The sequence below is a fragment of the Streptomyces sp. NBC_01551 genome, assembly GCF_026339935.1.
GTDB lineage: Bacteria > Actinomycetota > Actinomycetes > Streptomycetales > Streptomycetaceae > Streptomyces.
The window spans coordinates 376,861-395,229 of record NZ_JAPEPX010000001.1; the positions used below are offsets into that span (position 1 = coordinate 376,861).

Below are 18,369 nucleotides of genomic sequence, written 5' to 3' on the forward strand. Positions count from 1 at the left end.
TCAGTGGCATCGTCCGGGCCTTGGCTATCTGGGCAGACTGGCGTCTCTCACCCGAGGACTGGAAGACATTGTGCGAGGGGATCCCCGGCCTCGAACAGCGTCAGGCGACCGGCGACCCTCAAGTCGGCGAGGCAGTGATCTGGTGCATGGTCAATGAGTCCAGCTATCTTCACAGCCCGGCGGTAACGCAACGTCGCTCCACTGCGCGCTCTCCACATCGGCTGACCGAACAGGCCGGGCTATTCGCGAACAGGAACCAGCGCAGGCCCTCCTACATCGCTCTGCGCCACCGGCTCATGGCCTATGCCACCCAGCTCGCCCGAGCCTGCGACGAGGGGACGGACTTGCAATTCGAAGCGCTGAGCTGGGTCGCGCCGGCTGCCACACGCAGGTTGGATCCGATCCGTTGACGACACGTCCGCTCGCACGGAGTCTCGCCCCACTGCCGGAAGAGTCTCTGCCGGGACTGCTCCTGCGGCTTGCATACCGACTGGATCGCTCACCTGCAAGAATTGCCACACTCTGCGGCCTGAGTCACTATCAGAATCGGCTTCCTGCGGAGTACTTGGTTTCTTTGCCATCTGAGACCGCCAAGGCTTTCGAAGCCGCCGCGTCTTTGCACGTAGGTGAAGCCAACGCCCTCACTCTGTCAGCCATGACCACCTCCTATGCACCGCTGGCTGCCCTGCGTCTGGACGGCAGTCGCAATTTGACCTCTGCTCGACGTACCTGGGCCCTCAGCCTGTCCAGCCGCTACTGCCCAAACTGCCTCCTCGGGGACGGGAACGCGGTGCAGAACGCGTACGGCGGCCCGTGGAAACTGCGCTGGCATCTCCCGGCCTCCTTCGCGTGCACTGCCCACGGCCGCCTTCTGGCACAGGGGTGTCCGCGGTGCGGAGGCCGTCAGAACCTACCCTCGAGCACCGAGCGCCAAGGGCTTATCACGCAGCGCGCGATCACTGGCCTGCACCCGGCACAGTGCCGCCACCTCGTCGCCGGCACTGTCGATACCGGCGGCCGGACACCCCTGTGTGGAACACGCCTTGACAAGGCGGGTTGTGCGAGCACGGGACCGGACAGCGGCCTCGACTTAATGCTCGCCCTGCAGCGACGAATCGACCGACGCCTCGCGTCCAGGCAGTCACCAGCGACAAGGGACGAGTACTTAGGATCAGAGCAGTACTTCTTTCCCGACCTGATCGCTGCCGCTCAGCTGATCCGGCTCAGCTGGCCTGACAGCGCACGCTTCGCCGCCTCGAGCACGCTCGCCGACCGGATTGCCGTCCACGTGGCCACGTGGACCGCCCTCCGCGACGGGTGCAGCCCGGACAAGCGGGTTCGTGACGCGTGGGCCGCGCCCGAAGATCCGGCCGAGTGCGGAGCGCTCCTGTTGGCTGCGGAAACCCTGCTCGGCGATCGGGGCCAAGGAGGTACGGCCCTGCGCGAGCGGATCCAGCCCCTCGCCGCCACCGCGTTCCTGCGTAGCGGGGCAAACATCGGGGCCACCTTCCGGCGCATGGACGTCTCCACAGACCTGGCAAAGGCTCTTGTCCGGCGATCCTTGGTTTCAACCGCGCTGGCGGACACCCCCATGCCGGACAGCTCCTTCCGTCACGCACGTGTCATTTCGGGATCGAGCATGTCCCTGCCCTGCTGCCGGAGGCATGGCTCGGCGCGCACTTCACTGAACTCACGTCACACGGGAGAATCAAGGGTGCCTGGAATCCACGGCACCTACGCCGAGTCGCTTCGCTGAGGCTCGTCGAAATGGCCGGAGGCGGGACCTGGCCACAATGCGCCGAAATTCTAGGAATTCCTCGGATCACCGCCGAACATAGTTTGACCGTACTCAAGCGAAGCCTGCTGCCCAGCGGCCATTGGCCGCTGCTCGACGTGGCGGTAGAGACTGTTGCCAAGGAATTGGACACGGCCGCCGCGCTACGCGTGGATTTCGCTGCACGCCGTCGAACGCTAAGCACTTGGCAGATTCCTGCAGAGGATCTCGAAGCGCTGACTGCCGGCCTGACCCGCCTCGCCCGCGTGGATTCCCCCTTGACTCAGTCCGTTGTAACTGCGCTCGTGTGGGCTCGCGTCACCCAAGGCGACTACCTGCACAGTCCGACGGTCGAGGCACTCCGCCAAGCGCAGCAAAGCACCAAGCTGGTGGTCGCCGCCATCGGACAGCTACAGACCCCCAGCAACCGCAGAGGAGCCAGGCTCCGCTTCCTCCTACGCATCAATGACTACGCTGACGGTCTCGCATCAGGACCATAGATAACCCGGCCCGCCAACGGCTGTGTTGAGTGCCCGCTCGAACTCGAGATACTCACGCTTTGTCGAGCGGCCACCAGGATTGCGGCCGCAGAGAGCACAGTGAACGCTTCTCGGTCACCGTCATGGCCAGGTCGTACGAGCGCGGCGGCACCAGTGGCCGCGGCTACGGCACAGCCACACGGGTTGGGGACGACCAGCTCACGTCATGCATGTCCGCGGTCATCGACCACGACATCGCTGCCCCCTTCCCGTGCAGTGCACGCAGGGCGTGCGGGAACGACACTGCTGGCAGGGCGCAGCAGCGGGCCAGCTGCTCGACGTCGGCCAAACCCGTCCTCGCTCCTGGCGGCACGTGTGCCGCCAGGACGAGCACGAGCAGTTCCTCCGAAACCGACGCGCCCAGTTGCCGCGCCGCTGCCGTCGTTCGCAGAGCCCAATCGGCGGCGCGAGCGCGGTCGGTCCGCCCTGGACTCTGCACGAGCGCCACACCATCGAGTACTTGAGCCTCCACAGTGCTGCACTTGTTCACCGACCAGCATCCGGACCATCGCAGCCATCCCTCGAACTCGAGCTCCCGCCACAAACTCACACGGCTGTGCACCCCCATCCCCCGCAGGAGACCTCCGGGTAGCCGGACTCCTCCCGCCCGCGAAGCGCGTAGCGCGCATTGCACGGCCACCAGACGGGCATGCGCGCCTACAGCCGGATCCAGCGCCGATGCCAGGTAACTGAGTAGGTAGGCCACCCGCCGCCGCTGCGCCTCACCATGGCGGTACCCGCCCGAGGCCGTGGCACCGGGCTTGAGCAAGGGCCGTACCGCCAGAACGGTCGAAGGGACGACCGCGGCCTGTTCCGTCGCCCGAGCGCACTCCAGACACGCCTCGGCCAGTGTCCAGCGACGCTCGCCTTCACTTCTGACGAGGACGAGCTCGAGGGCTCCATGGCACCCACGACGGCTTCGGTGCCAGCGGCAACCGTGCTCGGAGCACCGACAGACCCGCAGGTGCTGCGGCAGAGCCTCTCGTCGGGCATGCTCCGCCAGATGCCCGAAGGCCGCGGACCGCGCGTCCCGACCGGCGCTCTTCACGCTGCCGCAGGTGTGACAGCTGAGAACCGGCCCGTACTCGCCGGGTCGGATTGCCACGGACCACATCTGCTTCATCACGCTTCTCCTCCTCCCAGAACCCGAACGCCAGCGCGCACACCAGCAGAGCGGTCCGCAGCAACGTCACGGCTGCGCGGATACTGCCAAATAGGGCAGAGGTCTGCACTGACAGATGTGGGGTCGGAACCGTGCGATAGCCAAGTGACGATCTTTCCGCCGGACCCGAACCTCGAGGCCCTCCGCCTGGAGCTGTCTCGTCTTCGGGCAGCGCGGGGATTGACCTACGACCAACTGGCCGAGCGCAGTGGTCTGGCACGCCGCACGCTGATTGAGATCGAGCAGGGGCGGACCGTCGGCAGCCTGGCGACATGGCATGCCATCGCGCACGCGCTCGGCACGCCTCTCGGCGACATCCTCGGCTTGATGTGCCAGGGGCACGAGCCCCCTGCCACTCCAGCCTCGCCTTAGGTCGCCGGTACTCCACTTTCGCTTCAACCCGCACGAGTGAATGAAACCGCGCATGTTTTCGCATGTCGTATTGCAGTGCAACCCGGTTCGGCCGTGCGGGGGTGTACGCCACGCACAACCCCGTCGCCTCATGCTCGCGCTGCCAGGGTCGCGGCATGCGCACAAACACCTCCCCACCGTCCCGGCCGCCAACCCAGTCGGCCTGGCATCTCTCTTCCACCGACGTTCGGTCTGTCGACTGCCCCACCTGTGACGCGTCGAAGGGCCAGCCTTGTCTGAGCCTGCGCAACCGCCCCTTGAACGTTCTCCATCGTGGACGCTCGTCGCGCTACTTGAATCGCCGCTTCGGTCTGCGCTCGACAACACCCCGGAAAGGTGGGACGCAGGCAACCGCTCGTCCGCAGACCGGCCCGGCGCTGCGAGCCGTCCCGGTGGCGCACAACGAACCCTGGCGGCTTCCTCTGAACGAACTCGCGGCGACCGACTGTCCGCCTCCATCGACGCATTGACGTACGCCCAGCACGACCTGCAGATCCGTCGCGAAGAACGGTGCCTCGTCGTCGGCCGTTGGGACGAAGAAGCCCAACACCTCGACTGGCAGTACTCGGCCGTTGCGCAACGCGCCCAAGAAGCCCGAAAGGAGTTTCAGCGACGCCGTACGGAGGACCTCACCATCGCCGGGGTCCTACCCGGACTGCCGGCCACGGATGATCCGCGAGAGCAGGCACTCCTGTGGCTCGCCCAGCACCTCGAACCGCAATTCCGCGGACTGTTCACCGAGTATTCGACGGCCGCGGGGCTGCCCCCGGAAGCCTCAATGGCCGTCCGCACCAGACACGGCGCGATCGAGCGCGCCACGGCACGCGGCCTGATTCACGCTCCCCTCCATGGGGAGGCTCTGCGCGTCCACAGCATGAGCGAGGAGGAGTTCCGTCTCCGGGTGCTGCATGATGCCAGTACGCAGGCCGATCGCGATGACGCCCTCTGCCATCCGCTCATCCTGCACCGCTGGCGCCAGCATCTGAAGCAGCTCCAGACCGAGGTCGCGCCGGGCGCGCTCAGCCCCTCCGCTCAAAGCCTCGTGGCCCTGGCCTGGGAGGAATTGCGCCCGCAGTCGCTCCACGAGGTGAGGGAACTGATGGGCCGACGACGCCTCCTCGGGAACCTGCTCCAGCGATACGGCGAGAACGGGCGCCTGCGGCACGCCGTACACGATGCCATCAGCATTGCCGAGCACACTCATCCCGAAAAGCCCCTCCTCATGGCAGCGGCGCGCGAAGCCCGCGAGGAGCTCGGCCGTGGGCACCCCGATGGTTGCAAGCTCATCCGCAACCTTCTCGAACCACATCTGACGCGGTATGGACGGCTGCGGCTAGGGAGCGCTCAAGACAGACAGCAGGTGCGCGGCGAAGTCATGCTGGCCCTCCTTGAATTGGACAGGGCCGTAGCGCCACCGAGCCAGCTCCGACACTGACCCTCCCATCTTCGGCGCCCGGCTCCTCAGTCGGGAGACTTGGTCAGAGGGCTGGATCGTGGCCCGTGGCGCGTTGCCAGTCGCGATAGGCGGCAACGGCTGTGGGGAGTGTGGGGAAGATGCGCTCCTGGCCGACTGCGGCTGTCAGGCCGTAGGCGTCGAGGGGGTGGCGCAGGTCCTGCTTGACGCGGGCGAGGGCGAAGACGATGTCCCGTTGGGTGAGTTCGGAGCGCAGGGCCTCGACGGCGTCGAGGGCGGTGATGTCGACCTCGACGTTGGCCTCGGTGTTCAGGACGAACCAGTGCACAGGTTCGTCCTGGATCGCCACCGAGGCCAGCGCCCGGCGGCGGAAGTCTTCGGCGTTGGCGAAGAACAACGGCGAGTCGTAACGGTAGATGAGGAGGCCGGGAATGGTGCGGGCGCTCGGATAGTCGTCGATGTCGTGCATGCCGGCCAGGCCCGGAACGATTCCCTCGACGGCGTCGTGGGGTCGGGCGACCCTCGTGAGGAGTTCGGCAACGGAAAACGCCACGGCGAGGAGCACGCCGTACAGGATGCCGAGGGCGAGGACACCAAGGCCACAGCCGAGGGCGAGCAGGAACTCGCGGCGTCGGAAGGCTGCCAGCCTGCGGAACTCGCCCACCTCGATCAGGCGTACGGCGGCGTAGACGACGATGGCGCCGAGGGCGGCGGAGGGGGTGTGGGTGAGCAGTGGGCCGAGGAAGAGCAGGACGGCGGCCACGCAGGCGGCGCCGACGAGGGAGTACGCCTGGGTGCGGGCGCCGGCGGAGTCCGCGAGGGCGGTGCGGCTGGCGCTGCTGCTGACCGGGAAGCCGTGCAGGACTCCGGCGCCGAGGTTCGCCGTGCCGAGGGCGAGCAGTTCGCCGTTGGCATCCAGCGAATGCGGGTCGTCGTGCCGGGCGAAGGCGCGCGCGGTCAGGACGACGTCGGTGTAGCCGACCAGCAGAACCCCGAGGGCCGGCAGCACCAGGTCGGCGAGGTCAGCGAGTCGGGGCAGGGCGAAGCCCGGCAAGCCGGTCGGGACCGTGCCGATGACATCGATCCCCTGCTCCTCGCCCAGTGCGAAGACCGTCACCACCGCTGTGGCGAGAACGAGGACAACGAGGGGGCCGGGCAGAGCCCGCCACAGCAGAGGCAGGGTGAACAGCAGGAGCAGGCAGCCCGCGGCCATTGCGGTCGTGGGCAAGTGCAGGTCGCCGATGTGGCGGAGGAATGAGAAAAGCTGGGGGAAGAACCCCGATCCGCTGCCGCTGGTCCCGGTGAGGCGGGGTAGCTGATCCACGATCATGATGAACGCGACACCGGCCAGGTAGCCGACGAGTACGGGCCTGGAGAGAAGGTCGGCAAGGAAGCCGAGCCGGACGGCCCACGCGACCAGGCAGAGCAAGCCGACGGCGAGGGCCAGGGCTGCCGCGAGCGCTGCGTAGCGGACGGGGTCGCCAGCGGCCAGCGGTCCGACGGCCACGGCGGTCATGAGGGCGGTGGTCGACTCCGGTCCGACGGACAGCAGGCGCGAGGTGCCGCTCACGGCATACAGGACCATGGCCGGCAGGACGGCCCACAGGCCGGCGACCGGGGGAAGACCTGCCACGCCCGCGTAGGCCATGACCTGGGGGACCAGGTAGGCGGCGACCGTGATCCCGGCCAGGACGTCGCCGCGTAGCCAGTTCCTCCGGTAGCCACGGAAGGCGGGCGGGATCGCAGTGCTCCGTCCGTGCTTCGGCATGGCACCTCCGGGACTCCATGCGGGCCTTTGCCTCACCATGGTGCCGGGCGGAGGGCTACAAGCAGGTGAAGCGCGCGAGTGGGCCGACCCCTACGGGCTGCTCTCACGCAGTCGGAAGCCGGTGATCACGTCGGGCCTGATCCGGATGGTGCCCGATGCGGTGCCCTCGACCCACGGGTGCAGGAGGTGCGCGTAGCGCTCGATCTCGCTGGGGGCGGTGACGGCGGTGGCGTAGCCGGTGGCGACCACGCTCCACCCCAGGTGAGCGCCTTGATCGATGACGTCGGCTTCGTACGCGACGACTACGCCCGCATCTGCCTGAGCCGCGAGCAAGGCTCCCAGCGTTGAGCCGTCCTGGACCCGAACGATGATGTCGCCTGCGTCGAGAAGGTGGTTGACTGGGCGCACCGCGGGCAGCGCGTGACGGGTGAACACGATCCGGCCCAGCTGAACGGTGCCCAGCAGCTGCAGCGCCTCGTCAGCACTGAGCTCTTCCATCTGCCGTCCCGGCATGCTGACGGCAGGCAAGCTGGGGGACGTAGTAGCCGGGTCGCTCTTCATCGTGGGCATCCTCGGTCAAGCGGGCGGGACACCGGTGCCCTTGCCCGCTGTCGGCTTCTCAAAGGGGCGTGGGCCCAGGGGCGTGGCTTCGCAGCACCGCGAGCCGCCGGCTGTACTCCTCGTCGTCGATCTCGCCTCTGGCGAATCGTTCCGCGAGAAGCCTCTCGGCCCCCCTGTCGGAGGCTCGGTAAGGCGCGGGTGCTGTGCGCCCGTCCGCACCATCTCGCTTGAGGGCGCGGACCACGAGGACGGTCGCCGCGACGATCAGGGTCCAGACGATCAGCGTGGTGAGGGACATGGCGAACCAGCCCCAAGCCCCCATGCCATGGCCGTTCCAGTACATCGCGCACCTACCAGGTGGACGGGGTCGAAAGCCGCGAGCCGGCCATCTCCTGCCAGCATCTCCGGCCGCACGAGCCCCGGCATGGGCCGGTCGGCCCACAGACGGGACCACAGGGCCCATGCCCGGGACCGGCGGAAACACAAAGACTGAAGACGGACTCGAACAGGAGGCCGTTCATGAGCACCCCTTCACCCACCCGTATCTCCGAGGCGCTGCCCGCCGACTGCCGTGCCCGCCTGATGGAGCTGGCACGAGAGGTCAACTTCGACGAGGGGGCCCATCTCTTTCGCGAGGGTGGCCACGCCGATCGGTTCTGGATCGTCCGGTCCGGCACCGTGACCTTGGACGTCCACGTGCCCGGGCGGCGCGCCGCCGTCATCGAGAGCCTCGGCGCCGGCCGGCTGGTCGGCTGCTCGTGGCTCTTCAAGCCCTACTCGTGGAGCCTGGGCGCTGAGGCGATGACGCCCGTCCGTGCGTACGAGTTCGACGCGGAGCGCGTACAGACGCTGATGGACGCCGACGCCGCCTTCGGCTCCGCCCTGGGCCACTGGGTCGGGCAGGTCCTCGCCAACCGGCTGCAGGCCGCCCGCGTGCGCCTTCTCGACCTGTACGCGCCCTACGGCAGCGGCAGCTTCCTCTGATCGTCCGTACGCCGAAGGAGCCGGTCATGCCCGCATCCCGCTACACCGTCAGTGACGTCATGACGCACACCGCCGTCGCCATCGGCCGGGAGGCGTCCTACAAGGAGATCGTCGAGCTGATGCACGAGTGGAAGGTCAGCGCGGTCCCCGTCCTGGAAGGCGAAGGCCGGGTGGTCGGCGTGGTCTCCGAGGCGGACCTGCTGCCGAAGGAGGTGTTCCGGCGTAGGGACCCCGCGCTGCCCGAGCAGCTGGAGGAAGCGTCGAAGGCCGGAGCAGTTCTGGCCGAGGAGCTCATGTCGACTCCGGCGATCACCGTGCACCCCGACGCGCCCGTCGCCGAAGCTGCAAGGATCATGGCGCGCAAGCACGTCAAGCGCCTGCCCGTGGTGAACTCGCTCGGGATGCTGGAGGGTGTGGTCAGCCGCAGCGACCTCCTGAAGGTGTTCCTGAGGCCTGACGAGGAACTCGAGGAGGAGATCCGCCAGACCGTGCTCACCGAACTGGCACCCGGTGTGACCTTGGAATTCGTCGTACAAGACGGCGTCGTCACTCTTGGCGGCCCGCTGCGGGATCGGGCCTTGGTCCCCCTGCTCGCACGGGCGATCCGCGCGGTCGAGGGCGTCGTGGACGTCCGGATGGAGCTGGAAAGCACCATTACTGCCTAGCGAGCCTGCTCGTTGGCCACGGGTGCATTGTGCGTCTTCCTGAGACAATTCGTAGGGAAACGCACAGCACGGACCGAGCCAGGGGCGATCATGTCCGAGGATCCGAACCCGTCCGCCGGAGCGCCTATCAAGGTGTTCCTCCTCGATGACCACGAGGTGGTCCGGCGCGGGCTGCGGGACCTCCTGGACGCAGAGCCGGACATCACGGTCGTAGGCGAAGCCGGAACGGCCGAGCAGGCGCTCGCCCGCGGGCCGGCGCTCCGTCCGGACGTCGCCGTACTCGACGTCCGGCTACCCGACAGTGACGGCATCACCGTCTGCCGCGAGCTGCGCTCGCGCATGCCGGGCCTGGCCTGCTTGATGCTGACCTCGTTCGACGACGAGGACGCCCTCTTGGACGCGATCATGGCAGGGGCTTCCGGCTACGTCCTGAAGCAGATCAAGGGCTCCGATCTGGTCTCGGCCGTACGCACGGTCGCCACCGGACAGTCCATGCTGGACCCTGCGACCACCGCCCGCCTCATGCACTCCCTGCGCGACCCGGAAACGGCGAAGGCGCCGGAGGACGCCCGCCTGGCGGCTCTGTCCGAACGGGAGCGGGCCGTCCTGGAGCTCATCGGCGAGGGCCTCACCAATCGGCAGATCGCCAAGCAGCTGTACCTATCCGAGAAGACGGTCAAGAACCACATCTCACGGCTCTTGGGCAAGCTCGGAGTGGAGCGGCGGGTCCAGGCGGCCGTGATCGCCGCCCAAGTGCACGAGCACGATGCCGGGACGGCGAAGTAGGCAGGAGCACCGGCGACGGTCAGCGCGGTGGCGGGACCAGAGGTACCTGCCACTCCAGGCGAGTGCCCCGCTCCCCATCGCGCCGCGCCGCGGCCTCCATCTGGCCGCTGAGCCGTTCGGCACGCTCTGCCAGGTTCCGCAGTCCGCTGCGCCGACCGCCTGCGGGCAGGCCGACGCCGTTGTCGGTCACGGTGACCGTCAGGTTCCCGTCGGCCGCAACGATCGAGACCTCCGCCCGCGTGGCCTCGGCATGGCGGGCGACGTTGCTGAGAGCTTCCCCCACCACAGCGAGGGCCTCGTCCGCGACGGCCGACGGTACGTCCGTGTCGATCAGCCCCTCCACCCGCAGGGCCGGGGCGAAGCCGAGGGCTGCCGAGGCCTCATCCAGGGCTTGGGCCAGGCGGGAGCGCATCTTGGACGCCTCACCGGGGGCTTCGTGTTCGCGGAGTCCGAAGATGGTCGATCGGATGATCTTGATGGTCGCGTCGAGGTCGTCCACGGCACGTGCGAGGCGTTCGGACGCCTGGGGGTGGTCGACGAAGCGCTGGGCGCTCTGGAGGGTCATGCCGGTGGCAAAGAGACGCTGGATGGCCAGGTCGTGCAGGTCGCGGGCGATGCGGTCGTGGTCCTCCAGCAGGCTCTTCTGCTCGGTGTCGCGGCGCCGGTCGGCAAGCTCCAGTGCGAGGGCGGCCTGGCCCGCGAACCCCGGAAGCGCGGCGACCTCCGTGGTGGCGAATACGGGGCGACCGTGCCGCCGGGCGAGCATCAGGACGCCACTGAGCTTTTCCTTGGTGCCGACAGTGACGGCCACGGCCGGGCCGAAGCCCGCCCACCGCTCGGGTTGCACGGTGACGCGCTCATCGATCGCCACGTCGGGGACGGTGATGAGGCCGTTGCGTGCCAGGGCGGCCTCGGCGAGAGTGCCCTGAGTGCTGGGCAGGACGATCCCGCGGTGCGCCTCGGCTCCCTCCCCGAGGGCAAGCGAGCCTCGCAGTTCACCGGCGGGGCCGAGCAGGTAGAAGACGCCCATATCGGCGCTGGCGATGTCCTTGGCCCGCTCCAGCATGCCTTCGAGGACCTCCTCCTCGGGCGCTCCGGAGAGCAGGGCGCTGGTGATGTCGGAGCTGGCTTCCAGCCAGCGCTCCCGCAGCCGGACCTCCTCGAAGAGCCGGGCATTTTCGATGGCGATGCCGGCCGCGACAGCGAGGGTAGACAGGACCGCCTCGTCCTCGGCCTCGAACTCGGCTCCTCCGCGCTTCTCGGTCAGATAGAGGTTACCGAAGACCTCCTCGCGAATGCGGATCGGGACACCGAGGAAGGAGTGCATCGGCGGGTGGTGGTCCGGGAACCCGTAGGAGGCCGGATGCTCGGACAGCTCCGACAGTCGCAGCGGCTCGGGGTGGCGGATCAGCTCACCGAGGATGCCGTGGCCGGAGGGCAGGTCTCCGATCTGTGCGCAGAGGTCGTCGCTGATGCCGACGGGAAGGAACTCGGCCAGCTTTTTGTCGTTCCCGATGACGCCGAGAGCCCCATATTCGGCGTCCACGAGCACCACGGCAGCCTCGACGATCCCGCGCAGCACCTGCGGCAGGTCAAGCTCCCGGCCCACGGACATGACGGCCTCGAGCAGACCGTTCAGCCGGTCCCGCGTGCCTCTGACCTCGTCGATCCGTACCTGCAGCTCATCCAGCAGTTCGTCGAGCCGCAGTCGAGGAACACCGCTCCGGGTGGGCTGTTCCCCTGTGCTCATGCCCACCTCCGGCCGGAAGTGATGGCGAGACGGCCATCGCTTCCACGGTATCTCCGGCCGGATGGCCCGGCCTTCCCCCTCAGGGGGAGGTCATTGCCCCATTCGGGCTCTCCTCGTGCCCGGGCGTACCGGTTTCATCGTGCAGGTGCCGGACGTGGGCGTCCGGGCCGGGGAAGAACACGGTGGTACGGCCTGTGTCCGACCAGCGCACGTCGTACGGCGGGGTGCCGTCGTCGTGGTGCAGGGCGATGACTTCGCCGTCGCGGCCCGGCGTGCCGACGGTGGGGCCTCCCACGACGATCTGGTCGCCCACCTCGGCGTGGATCCCGTGCCCGTGGGCAAGCGGATTCGCGTTCATGTTCATGCCTTTCTGTGGAATGCGCCTCTTAGGAGCCGGGCGGCGACGAATGCCGCGAGGGCTGCCGCGGTGGCGAGCCCGGTGCCGGCCCAGCCCACCGGCTGGGTGTCCAGCAGCGACTGCAGGGCGGGAACGTTCAGGGCTGCCATCGCGAGCAGGGCGGAGGTCGCCACGGAGGCGGGGAGGAAGAGGTTCTGGGTGGTGAGCAGCCGGGCTCGCAGGCCGAGGGCCACTCCGAGCTGGGCTCCGAGCAGGGACAGGAAGAGCACGCTCTGCCAGGGCAGGCCCATGCCGCGCGCGCCGATGCCGGCAATCAGGCTGAACGCTGTCACGGCTGCGGCGAGGACGAGGAGGCGCTGCCACACGCCTGCGGCCAGGATGTGCTGTCCGGGCGGCCTGGGCGGGCGCCGCATGGCCTCCGGCGCGGCCGGTTCGGCGCCCATGGCCACGCCAGTCAGGCCGTGGGTGAGGAGGTTGATCCACAGGATCTGCCCCGCCCGAAGAGGGAGGGCGAGGCCGAGCAGGGGACCGGCCAGCATCACGAGGATCTCGGCGGCTCCGCCGGCCATGGCGTAGACGAGGAAGCGCCGGATGTTGTCGTAGACGCGGCGGCCTTCCTCGACGGCCTTGACCACGGTGGAGAGCTCGTCGTCCGTGAGGACGAGGTCGGCGGCCTGGCGGGCCACCTCGGTGCCGCGGGCGCCCATGGCGACGCCGATGTCCGCTTGGCGGAGTGCGGGGCCGTCGTTGACGCCGTCCCCGGTCATGGCGGTCACGGCGCCGCGGGCCCGCCAGGCGTGGACGATGTCCAACTTCTGCTGTGGATCGGTCCGGGCGAAGACGCGGACCGCGGTGAGGTCGATGTCCGGTTCCGCGGCCAGCTCGGGTCCGGTGACGACCGCATCGGCGGGACCGTCCTCGACGAGTCCGATGCGTACGGCGATGGCGTGGGCCGTCGCGGGGTGGTCGCCGGTGATCATGACCGGGGTGATGCCGGCGGCGCGGCAGCCTGCCAAGGTGGCCGCGGCCGCCGCTTTCGGTGGATCGCTGATGGCGATCAGGCCGAGAAGGCTTAGCCCGTGCTCCGCCTCGGCGGCGGGCGGGCTCCACTGGAGCCGTTCGGCGCCTGCCACGGCCAGGACCCTGAATCCGTGCGCGGCCAGCTCGGCGGCCTGCCGGCGAGCCCGGTCCAGGACCTCGGGCGGCTCGGCGAGCACCGTGGGGGCCAGGACGGCCTCGGGCGCCCCCTTGAGGCAGATCAGGACGTTGCCGTCGGGCAGGTGGTGGACGGTGGTCATCCGTTTGCGCAGGCTGTCGAACGGTGCCTCTCCGATCCGGGGGCAGTCCCGGTGCAGTTCGGAGGGGTCCGGGCAGTCGGCCTTGGCAGCTGCTGCCAGCAGTGCGGCCTCCATGGGATCGCCCACGGCCGTCCACACGCCGGGACCGCTCTGCGGTGGTTTCAGGCTCGCGTCGTTGCACAGCGCCGCCGTGGTGAGCAGCTCCTGCAGCGGGCGGAGCTGCTCGGGGGTCAGGGACCGTCCGGAACGGGACAGGGCTCCGTGGGGCTCGTATCCGCTCCCGGACACGTCTGCGGATCCCGACGGCGTCCACACGTGCTGGACGACCATGCGCCCCTCGGTGAGGGTGCCGGTCTTGTCCGTGGCCAGCACGCTCACCGAACCCAGCGTCTCGACCGCGGGAAGGCGTCGGATGAGGGCGCCGCGTGCCGCCATGCGGCGGGCTCCGAGGGCGAGGGCGAGGGTGACCACGGCGGGCAGGGATTCGGGCACCGCGGCGACCGCCAGACTGATGGCGGTGACGGCCATCGTGCTCACGCCGAGGCCCCGTACGAGCCCCAGGGCGAAGAAGAGCACGCACAGGGCGAGCGTGGCTGCGGCCAGAACGCGGCCGAGGGAGGCGAGGCGGCGCTGGAGCGGGGTCGGCCCGTGTCCCCCGTCGAGGAGGGCCGCGATCCGGCCGAGGGCACTGGCGGATCCCGTGGCCGTGGCGGTCGCGACGCCCCGACCGCGCACCACGACGGTGCCGGCACCGACCGTGTCACCCGCAGTCTTGGTGACGGGTTCCGATTCGCCGGTGAGCATCGACTCGTCCATCAGGAGAGCCGACGCCTCGGCGAGATCGGCGTCCGCGGCGACGATGTCCCCCTCGCCCAGCAACAGGCTGTCACCCGGTACCACGAGCGCCGCCGACACCTCGTACGCTTCGCCGTCGCGACGTACCCGGGCATGCGGCGCCGAGAGAGCGGAGAGCGCGGCGACCGCGCGGTCCGCCCGGACCTCCTGGGCTACTCCCACCGTCGTGTTGAAGACGACCACCAGTCCGATGACGACGGCGTCCGGGTGGTCGCCGATCGCGATGGTCAGGAGTGCGGCACCGAGCAGCACCATGATCAGTGGATCACGCAGCTGTGCCAGCACCCGGCGGTGGAGGGGGGTGGGCGGCGGAGGTTCCACCTCGTTGCGGCCGTACCGGGCCAGTCGGCGTTCGGCCTCGGCCTGCGTCAGCCCCGCCGGGGCTGAGGAGCCGGCGGACGGCATTTCGATCGCGCGGCTGGTCATGGCGGGCTCATCCAGTGGGGACGGTGATCACCGGGCAGTGGGCACGGTGCAGGAGGCCGTGGACGACGGATCCGATCCGCATGCCGGTGTAGCCGCCGCGGCCGCGGCGGCCCACGACGACGGCCAGGGCGTGCTCGGCGGCCCGGGCCAGTTCCTCGACGGGGTGGCCGGTGAGGACCTCGTGCGTCACATGCACGTCCGGGTACTTCTCGGACAGGCCGGCGGTGGCCTCGGAGAGCAGGGTGCGCTGGGCGTGCAGCGCCACCTCCTCATCGTCCAGCATGATGAGCGGCGGCTGCCACACGCATACGACCCGCAGCGCCGCCCCCCGAAGGTCGGCCTCGTCGAAGGCGAAGCCCAGCGCGGCCGTGGCGGATGCACTGCCGTCGATCCCGGCGACGACATAGGGCGGCTGCTGGCTGATGTGCTCGGCGTCGCCCACGACGACGACCGGGCAACGGGCCTGGGCGGTGACGGGGACCACGAGCGAGCCGGCGCTGAAGAACTCGGCGGTTCGGCTCAGGTGCCGGGAGCCGAAGACGATCATGTGGGCTTCTCGCGCCGCGCCGCCCAGCACGGGGGCGGGGAAGCCGCTCAGCAGGTCACCGGTGACAGCCACCTCGGGGTGGCGGTCACGTACCCAGTTGCACGCTTGTTCGAGCCGGTCGGATCCGGCCTGCCTCAGGGCCGTCTGCCGGGGCGTGTCGTCGACATGTTGGGTGTCGTGCTGGGGCGGTACGGCGAGCACCAGGCGCAGCGGGAGCCTGCGCCGTTGCGCCTCGTCGGCGGCCCAGGCCAGGGCGAGGTGCCAGTCCCTGTCCGGGTCGATGCCCACGACGATGTCACGGCTTGCTGACGGGTGACTGGTCATGACTGACTCCCGAAGTCGCTACCGGTCCGGGGGATGAGGAGGACGGGGCAGTGGGCGTGGTGCAGCAGGCTGTGCGTGGCCTTGCCCAGGTTGGGGGCGAGTCCGAGGGGCCCTGGGACCCGGCGGCCGCCCATGACGAGCAGGTCGGCGTGACGGGACGCCTCGACGAGGACACCGGCCACGGAGATGCTCTTCTCCGCATCGGCCTGTACCTCAAGGTCGGGGAACTCTCCGCGGATCACGTCCGTGACGGCCCGCAGGGTCTCTGCGTGTCCGCCGGCGATCTCGTCGACGCCGTCGAGCATGGTGACCACCTCACCGACGGACTGGAGCACGTTCCACACGTGCAGCAGCCGCAGGGAGGCCTTGTGCAGCTCGGCTTCCTTGGCGGCGTACCTGGCGATCAGGAGGTCGTGTTCGTCGCGTACCGCGGCGAGGACCGTGCCGCTCTCCTCGGCCCCGTCGATGCCGCGGACGACGATGACGGGCGTCATGGCGATGGCCGCGATGCCCAGTCCGACCGAGCCGAGCATGAGGGAGTTGAACCCGCCCAAGCCGCGGTTGCCCACCACGACCGTGCCGTGGAGTCCACCGGCCCGGTGCAGGGTGTCGACGGCGCTGGCGCGGCTGAATTCGGTGGTCACGCTCAGCCCGGGATACTCGGCCGACACAGCCTCCGCCGTGTCGTCCAGGAGCGCCCGGCCGTTGACGCGGACCCGTTCGATGATCTCCGCCGACAGGTACAAGGCCCTGCCATCGGTGTCGGCGCCGTAGACGATGTGCAGGGGACGGTCACGGCGTACAGCCTCCTTGGCTGTCCACAGGGCAGCGACGCGTGCCGACTCCGAGCCGTCCACGCCGACCGTGACCGAGCTGGTGTCCGGGGTGCGGAAGGTGCTTTCCACGATTCCTCCCAACCGAGAAGCCGATGAGGGACACCACTCACGCTGGCACCGTCGACGCATCAGGAAGAGGGCCGCCCGGGACCGCCGACGGGACCAAAGGTCCCCATCGTCCCGGGCTCGGCAAACCACGGGCCCTTACGGGCCCTCGAACGGGACCGTTCGGCCCTCGATCACCGGCAGTCGCCGGCGGATGGTGGGGGCACACCCCACACCGGACATCAGCCTCGCGCGACAGGGCGGAGCAGGAGGGCCTCATGAAGCACCTCAAGGTGGCGGACCTGATGACCGACGAGGTCGTCTCAGTGGCCCCGGGCACCGCCTTCAAGGACGTGGCGAAGCTCCTCGCCCAGTACGACATCTCAGGAGTCCCTGTCCTGGATGACGAGGACCGTGTGGTGGGCGTCGTATCGCAGACGGACCTGCTGGCCCACACGTTGCCGGGGCACCATTCCTCCGAGCAGGGCATCACAGCGGCTGGGCCGCCTACCGCGGGTGACGTCATGTCCGTGCCCGCGGTCACCGTCCACGCCGAAGAGACAGTGGCTGACGCCGCCCGGCTGATGACCCGCCGGAGTATCGAACGCCTCCCCGTCGTGGACGTGGAGGACCGGCTCGTCGGCATCGTCACCCGCCGGGACCTGCTCCGCATGTTCCTGCGCCCGGACTCCGAGATACGCCGACGCGTCACCGGCGAGGTCCTCACGGAGGTGCTCGGTGTGCCGCCCGGTGACATCGACGTCCACGTGGTGGACGGGATCGTCACCCTGGACGGCCAGGTCGAGCGCCGGAGTCAGCTCCCCGCACTACTCAGCCTCGTCGAACGGCTCGACGGGGTCGTCGCCGTGGCATCACGCGTCACCGCCCGTACCGACGACACGGCAACCCACGCGGACCACGCCCGGCACGCAATGCCGTGGTGATGAGCGCCGGACCGGACGAAGGGAATCGCAGCCATGAAGACCCACGTGACCGTCGGAGTCGACGGCTCCGCGGAGAGCCGGGCAGCCGCACGCTGGGCCGCCCAGGAGGCCGTCCTGCGGCAGGTGCCGCTGCGCCTCGTGCACGCCGTCGACTGGCCCCTGGACCCGGTCTTCCCCGGCCTGGGCCGCCAGGACGTGGACCGTTGGGCGGACCAGGCCCTGACCGAAGCGGCGCAGGAGCTGCACGGGCGCCACCCACGCTTGGAGATCACCACCCGCTGCCTGACAGCACGGCCGGCAGCCGCTCTCGCGGCCGAGGCCGCCGACGCCGGGCTGCTGGTCCTGGGATCGCGTGGCCTGGGCGGTCTGGTCGGTTTCATCGTCGGCTCGGTGGCGATGTCCACCGTGGTCGCGACCGACACCCCGGTCGTCCTCGTTCGCCTCGCCGACGACCCGGACGGCCCGGGCACCGGCTCCAGCGGCGAGGTCGTCGTAGGCGTCGACATCCACGAAGCGTGCGACCGGGTACTCGCCTTCGCCTTCGAAGAGGCGGCGCGGCGCGACTGTCCGCTGCGGGCCGTGCACGGCTGGAAGATGCCGCCCGCCTACAGCTACGTCCCCTTCTTCGACCCGGACAACGAACGGGACATCGGCAGGAGCGTCACACACATGGTGGACGACATGCTGCTGCCCTGGCAGCACAAGTTCCCCGACGTGAACGTCAGCCACAACGTGTTCATGGGATCCGCGGGCGAGCATCTCATCCGGGCCTCGCAGGGCGCGGGACTCGTCGTCGTGGGACGCCATGTGCGCCGCTCCACGCTCGGCGCGCACCTGGGATCGGTCGCCCACGCGGTCCTGCACCACGCAGCAGCCCCCGTGGCGGTCATCGCCCACGACTGAAGGAGCCGTGGCAGTGGCC

Annotated in this window: 18 protein-coding genes; 10 read left to right on the forward strand and 8 right to left on the reverse strand. The window is 69.4% G+C overall.

Annotation, left to right across the window (positions count from 1 at the left end; translation table 11 throughout):
* The first annotated feature begins 20 nt into the window (after positions 1-20).
* The 5 genes from OG982_RS01520 to OG982_RS01540 all read left to right on the forward strand — a co-directional run bounded on the left by OG982_RS01520 (position 21) and on the right by OG982_RS01540 (position 5,321).
* Entirely contained in the window at positions 21-410 is a 390-nt protein-coding gene (locus OG982_RS01520) for a hypothetical protein (protein WP_266790469.1), read from the forward strand.
* On the forward strand, positions 407-1,756 hold the full coding sequence (locus tag OG982_RS01525; protein ID WP_266947751.1) for a TniQ family protein: 1,350 nt from the start codon (positions 407-409) through the stop codon (positions 1,754-1,756). The genes OG982_RS01520 and OG982_RS01525 overlap by 4 nt, the downstream gene beginning before the upstream one ends.
* Before the next feature lie 83 nt (positions 1,757-1,839).
* The gene (locus tag OG982_RS01530; protein ID WP_266947753.1) at positions 1,840-2,274 is read left to right on the forward strand and encodes a hypothetical protein; all 435 of its coding nucleotides are present in this window, start codon (positions 1,840-1,842) and stop codon (positions 2,272-2,274) included.
* 1,306 nt (positions 2,275-3,580) lie between these two features.
* A complete protein-coding gene (locus tag OG982_RS01535) occupies positions 3,581-3,847 on the forward strand; it encodes a helix-turn-helix transcriptional regulator (RefSeq protein ID WP_266790463.1) in 267 nt (88 codons plus the stop codon).
* 505 nt (positions 3,848-4,352) lie between these two features.
* The gene (locus OG982_RS01540; RefSeq protein WP_266790461.1) at positions 4,353-5,321 is read left to right on the forward strand and encodes a hypothetical protein; all 969 of its coding nucleotides are present in this window, start codon (positions 4,353-4,355) and stop codon (positions 5,319-5,321) included.
* Between the two features lie 43 nt (positions 5,322-5,364).
* Here OG982_RS01540 and OG982_RS01545 read toward each other — a convergent pair whose 3' ends face one another.
* From OG982_RS01545 to OG982_RS01555, 3 genes are all read right to left on the reverse strand, one after another.
* A complete protein-coding gene (locus OG982_RS01545; RefSeq protein ID WP_266790460.1) occupies positions 5,365-7,068 on the reverse strand; it encodes a SulP family inorganic anion transporter in 1,704 nt (567 codons plus the stop codon).
* Between the two features lie 90 nt (positions 7,069-7,158).
* Positions 7,159-7,629 carry a pyridoxamine 5'-phosphate oxidase family protein gene (locus OG982_RS01550; RefSeq protein WP_266790459.1) on the reverse strand — a complete coding sequence of 157 codons (471 nt, stop codon included), beginning with the start codon at positions 7,627-7,629 and terminating at the stop codon, positions 7,159-7,161.
* Positions 7,630-7,687: 58 nt separating this feature from the next.
* Complete coding sequence (locus tag OG982_RS01555) at positions 7,688-7,972, reverse strand: SHOCT domain-containing protein (RefSeq protein ID WP_266790457.1); 285 nt, start codon at positions 7,970-7,972, stop codon at positions 7,688-7,690.
* 176 nt (positions 7,973-8,148) lie between these two features.
* On the opposite strand from OG982_RS01555, the gene OG982_RS01560 reads away from it, so the two are divergent.
* The 3 genes from OG982_RS01560 to OG982_RS01570 all read left to right on the forward strand — a co-directional run bounded on the left by OG982_RS01560 (position 8,149) and on the right by OG982_RS01570 (position 10,064).
* Complete coding sequence (locus tag OG982_RS01560) at positions 8,149-8,613, forward strand: Crp/Fnr family transcriptional regulator (RefSeq protein ID WP_266790455.1); 465 nt, start codon at positions 8,149-8,151, stop codon at positions 8,611-8,613.
* 26 nt (positions 8,614-8,639) lie between these two features.
* Positions 8,640-9,278, forward strand: coding sequence for a CBS domain-containing protein (locus OG982_RS01565; protein ID WP_266790453.1), 639 nt, complete (start codon positions 8,640-8,642; stop codon positions 9,276-9,278).
* 90 nt (positions 9,279-9,368) lie between these two features.
* Positions 9,369-10,064, forward strand: coding sequence for a response regulator transcription factor (locus OG982_RS01570; protein ID WP_266790452.1), 696 nt, complete (start codon positions 9,369-9,371; stop codon positions 10,062-10,064).
* Between the two features lie 19 nt (positions 10,065-10,083).
* On the opposite strand, the gene OG982_RS01575 is transcribed toward OG982_RS01570, so the two are convergent.
* The 5 genes from OG982_RS01575 to OG982_RS01595 all read right to left on the reverse strand — a co-directional run bounded on the left by OG982_RS01575 (position 10,084) and on the right by OG982_RS01595 (position 16,527).
* A complete protein-coding gene (locus OG982_RS01575) occupies positions 10,084-11,814 on the reverse strand; it encodes a GAF domain-containing sensor histidine kinase (protein ID WP_266790451.1) in 1,731 nt (576 codons plus the stop codon).
* Positions 11,815-11,893: 79 nt separating this feature from the next.
* Positions 11,894-12,172, reverse strand: a complete 279-nt coding sequence (locus OG982_RS01580; RefSeq protein WP_323139217.1) for a DUF1918 domain-containing protein — start codon at positions 12,170-12,172, stop codon at positions 11,894-11,896.
* Positions 12,173-12,174: 2 nt separating this feature from the next.
* A complete protein-coding gene (locus tag OG982_RS01585) occupies positions 12,175-14,751 on the reverse strand; it encodes a cation-transporting P-type ATPase (protein ID WP_266790449.1) in 2,577 nt (858 codons plus the stop codon).
* A gap of 7 nt (positions 14,752-14,758) precedes the next feature.
* Positions 14,759-15,622 (reverse strand): universal stress protein, encoded by an 864-nt coding sequence (locus OG982_RS01590; protein ID WP_266790447.1) that lies wholly within the window; start codon positions 15,620-15,622, stop codon positions 14,759-14,761.
* Positions 15,619-16,527 carry a universal stress protein gene (locus OG982_RS01595; protein ID WP_266790445.1) on the reverse strand — a complete coding sequence of 303 codons (909 nt, stop codon included), beginning with the start codon at positions 16,525-16,527 and terminating at the stop codon, positions 15,619-15,621. The genes OG982_RS01590 and OG982_RS01595 overlap by 4 nt, the downstream gene beginning before the upstream one ends.
* Positions 16,528-16,781: 254 nt before the next feature.
* Here OG982_RS01595 and OG982_RS01600 point away from each other — a divergent pair, with 254 nt between their 5' ends.
* Together OG982_RS01600 and OG982_RS01605 are read left to right on the forward strand one after the other, a co-directional pair.
* Complete coding sequence (locus tag OG982_RS01600; RefSeq protein WP_266790444.1) at positions 16,782-17,447, forward strand: CBS domain-containing protein; 666 nt, start codon at positions 16,782-16,784, stop codon at positions 17,445-17,447.
* Between the two features lie 33 nt (positions 17,448-17,480).
* Entirely contained in the window at positions 17,481-18,350 is an 870-nt protein-coding gene (locus OG982_RS01605; RefSeq protein WP_266790442.1) for a universal stress protein, read from the forward strand.
* Positions 18,351-18,369 lie beyond the last annotated feature (19 nt).

Bases quoted from the DNA above. Each gene is read 5' to 3' on its own strand.
- OG982_RS01545 (WP_266790460.1), bottom strand. From the start codon at position 7,068: ATGCCGAAGCACGGACGGAGCACTGCGATCCCGCCCGCCTTCCGTGGC.
- OG982_RS01550 (WP_266790459.1), bottom strand. From the start codon at position 7,629: ATGAAGAGCGACCCGGCTACTACGTCCCCCAGCTTGCCTGCCGTCAGC.
- OG982_RS01555 (WP_266790457.1), bottom strand. From the start codon at position 7,972: ATGTACTGGAACGGCCATGGCATGGGGGCTTGGGGCTGGTTCGCCATG.
- OG982_RS01560 (WP_266790455.1), top strand. From the start codon at position 8,149: ATGAGCACCCCTTCACCCACCCGTATCTCCGAGGCGCTGCCCGCCGAC.
- OG982_RS01565 (WP_266790453.1), top strand. From the start codon at position 8,640: ATGCCCGCATCCCGCTACACCGTCAGTGACGTCATGACGCACACCGCC.
- OG982_RS01570 (WP_266790452.1), top strand. From the start codon at position 9,369: ATGTCCGAGGATCCGAACCCGTCCGCCGGAGCGCCTATCAAGGTGTTC.
- OG982_RS01575 (WP_266790451.1), bottom strand. From the start codon at position 11,814: ATGAGCACAGGGGAACAGCCCACCCGGAGCGGTGTTCCTCGACTGCGG.
- OG982_RS01580 (WP_323139217.1), bottom strand. From the start codon at position 12,172: ATGAACGCGAATCCGCTTGCCCACGGGCACGGGATCCACGCCGAGGTG.
- OG982_RS01585 (WP_266790449.1), bottom strand. From the start codon at position 14,751: ATGACCAGCCGCGCGATCGAAATGCCGTCCGCCGGCTCCTCAGCCCCG.
- OG982_RS01590 (WP_266790447.1), bottom strand. From the start codon at position 15,622: ATGACCAGTCACCCGTCAGCAAGCCGTGACATCGTCGTGGGCATCGAC.
- OG982_RS01600 (WP_266790444.1), top strand. From the start codon at position 16,782: ATGAAGCACCTCAAGGTGGCGGACCTGATGACCGACGAGGTCGTCTCA.
- OG982_RS01605 (WP_266790442.1), top strand. From the start codon at position 17,481: ATGAAGACCCACGTGACCGTCGGAGTCGACGGCTCCGCGGAGAGCCGG.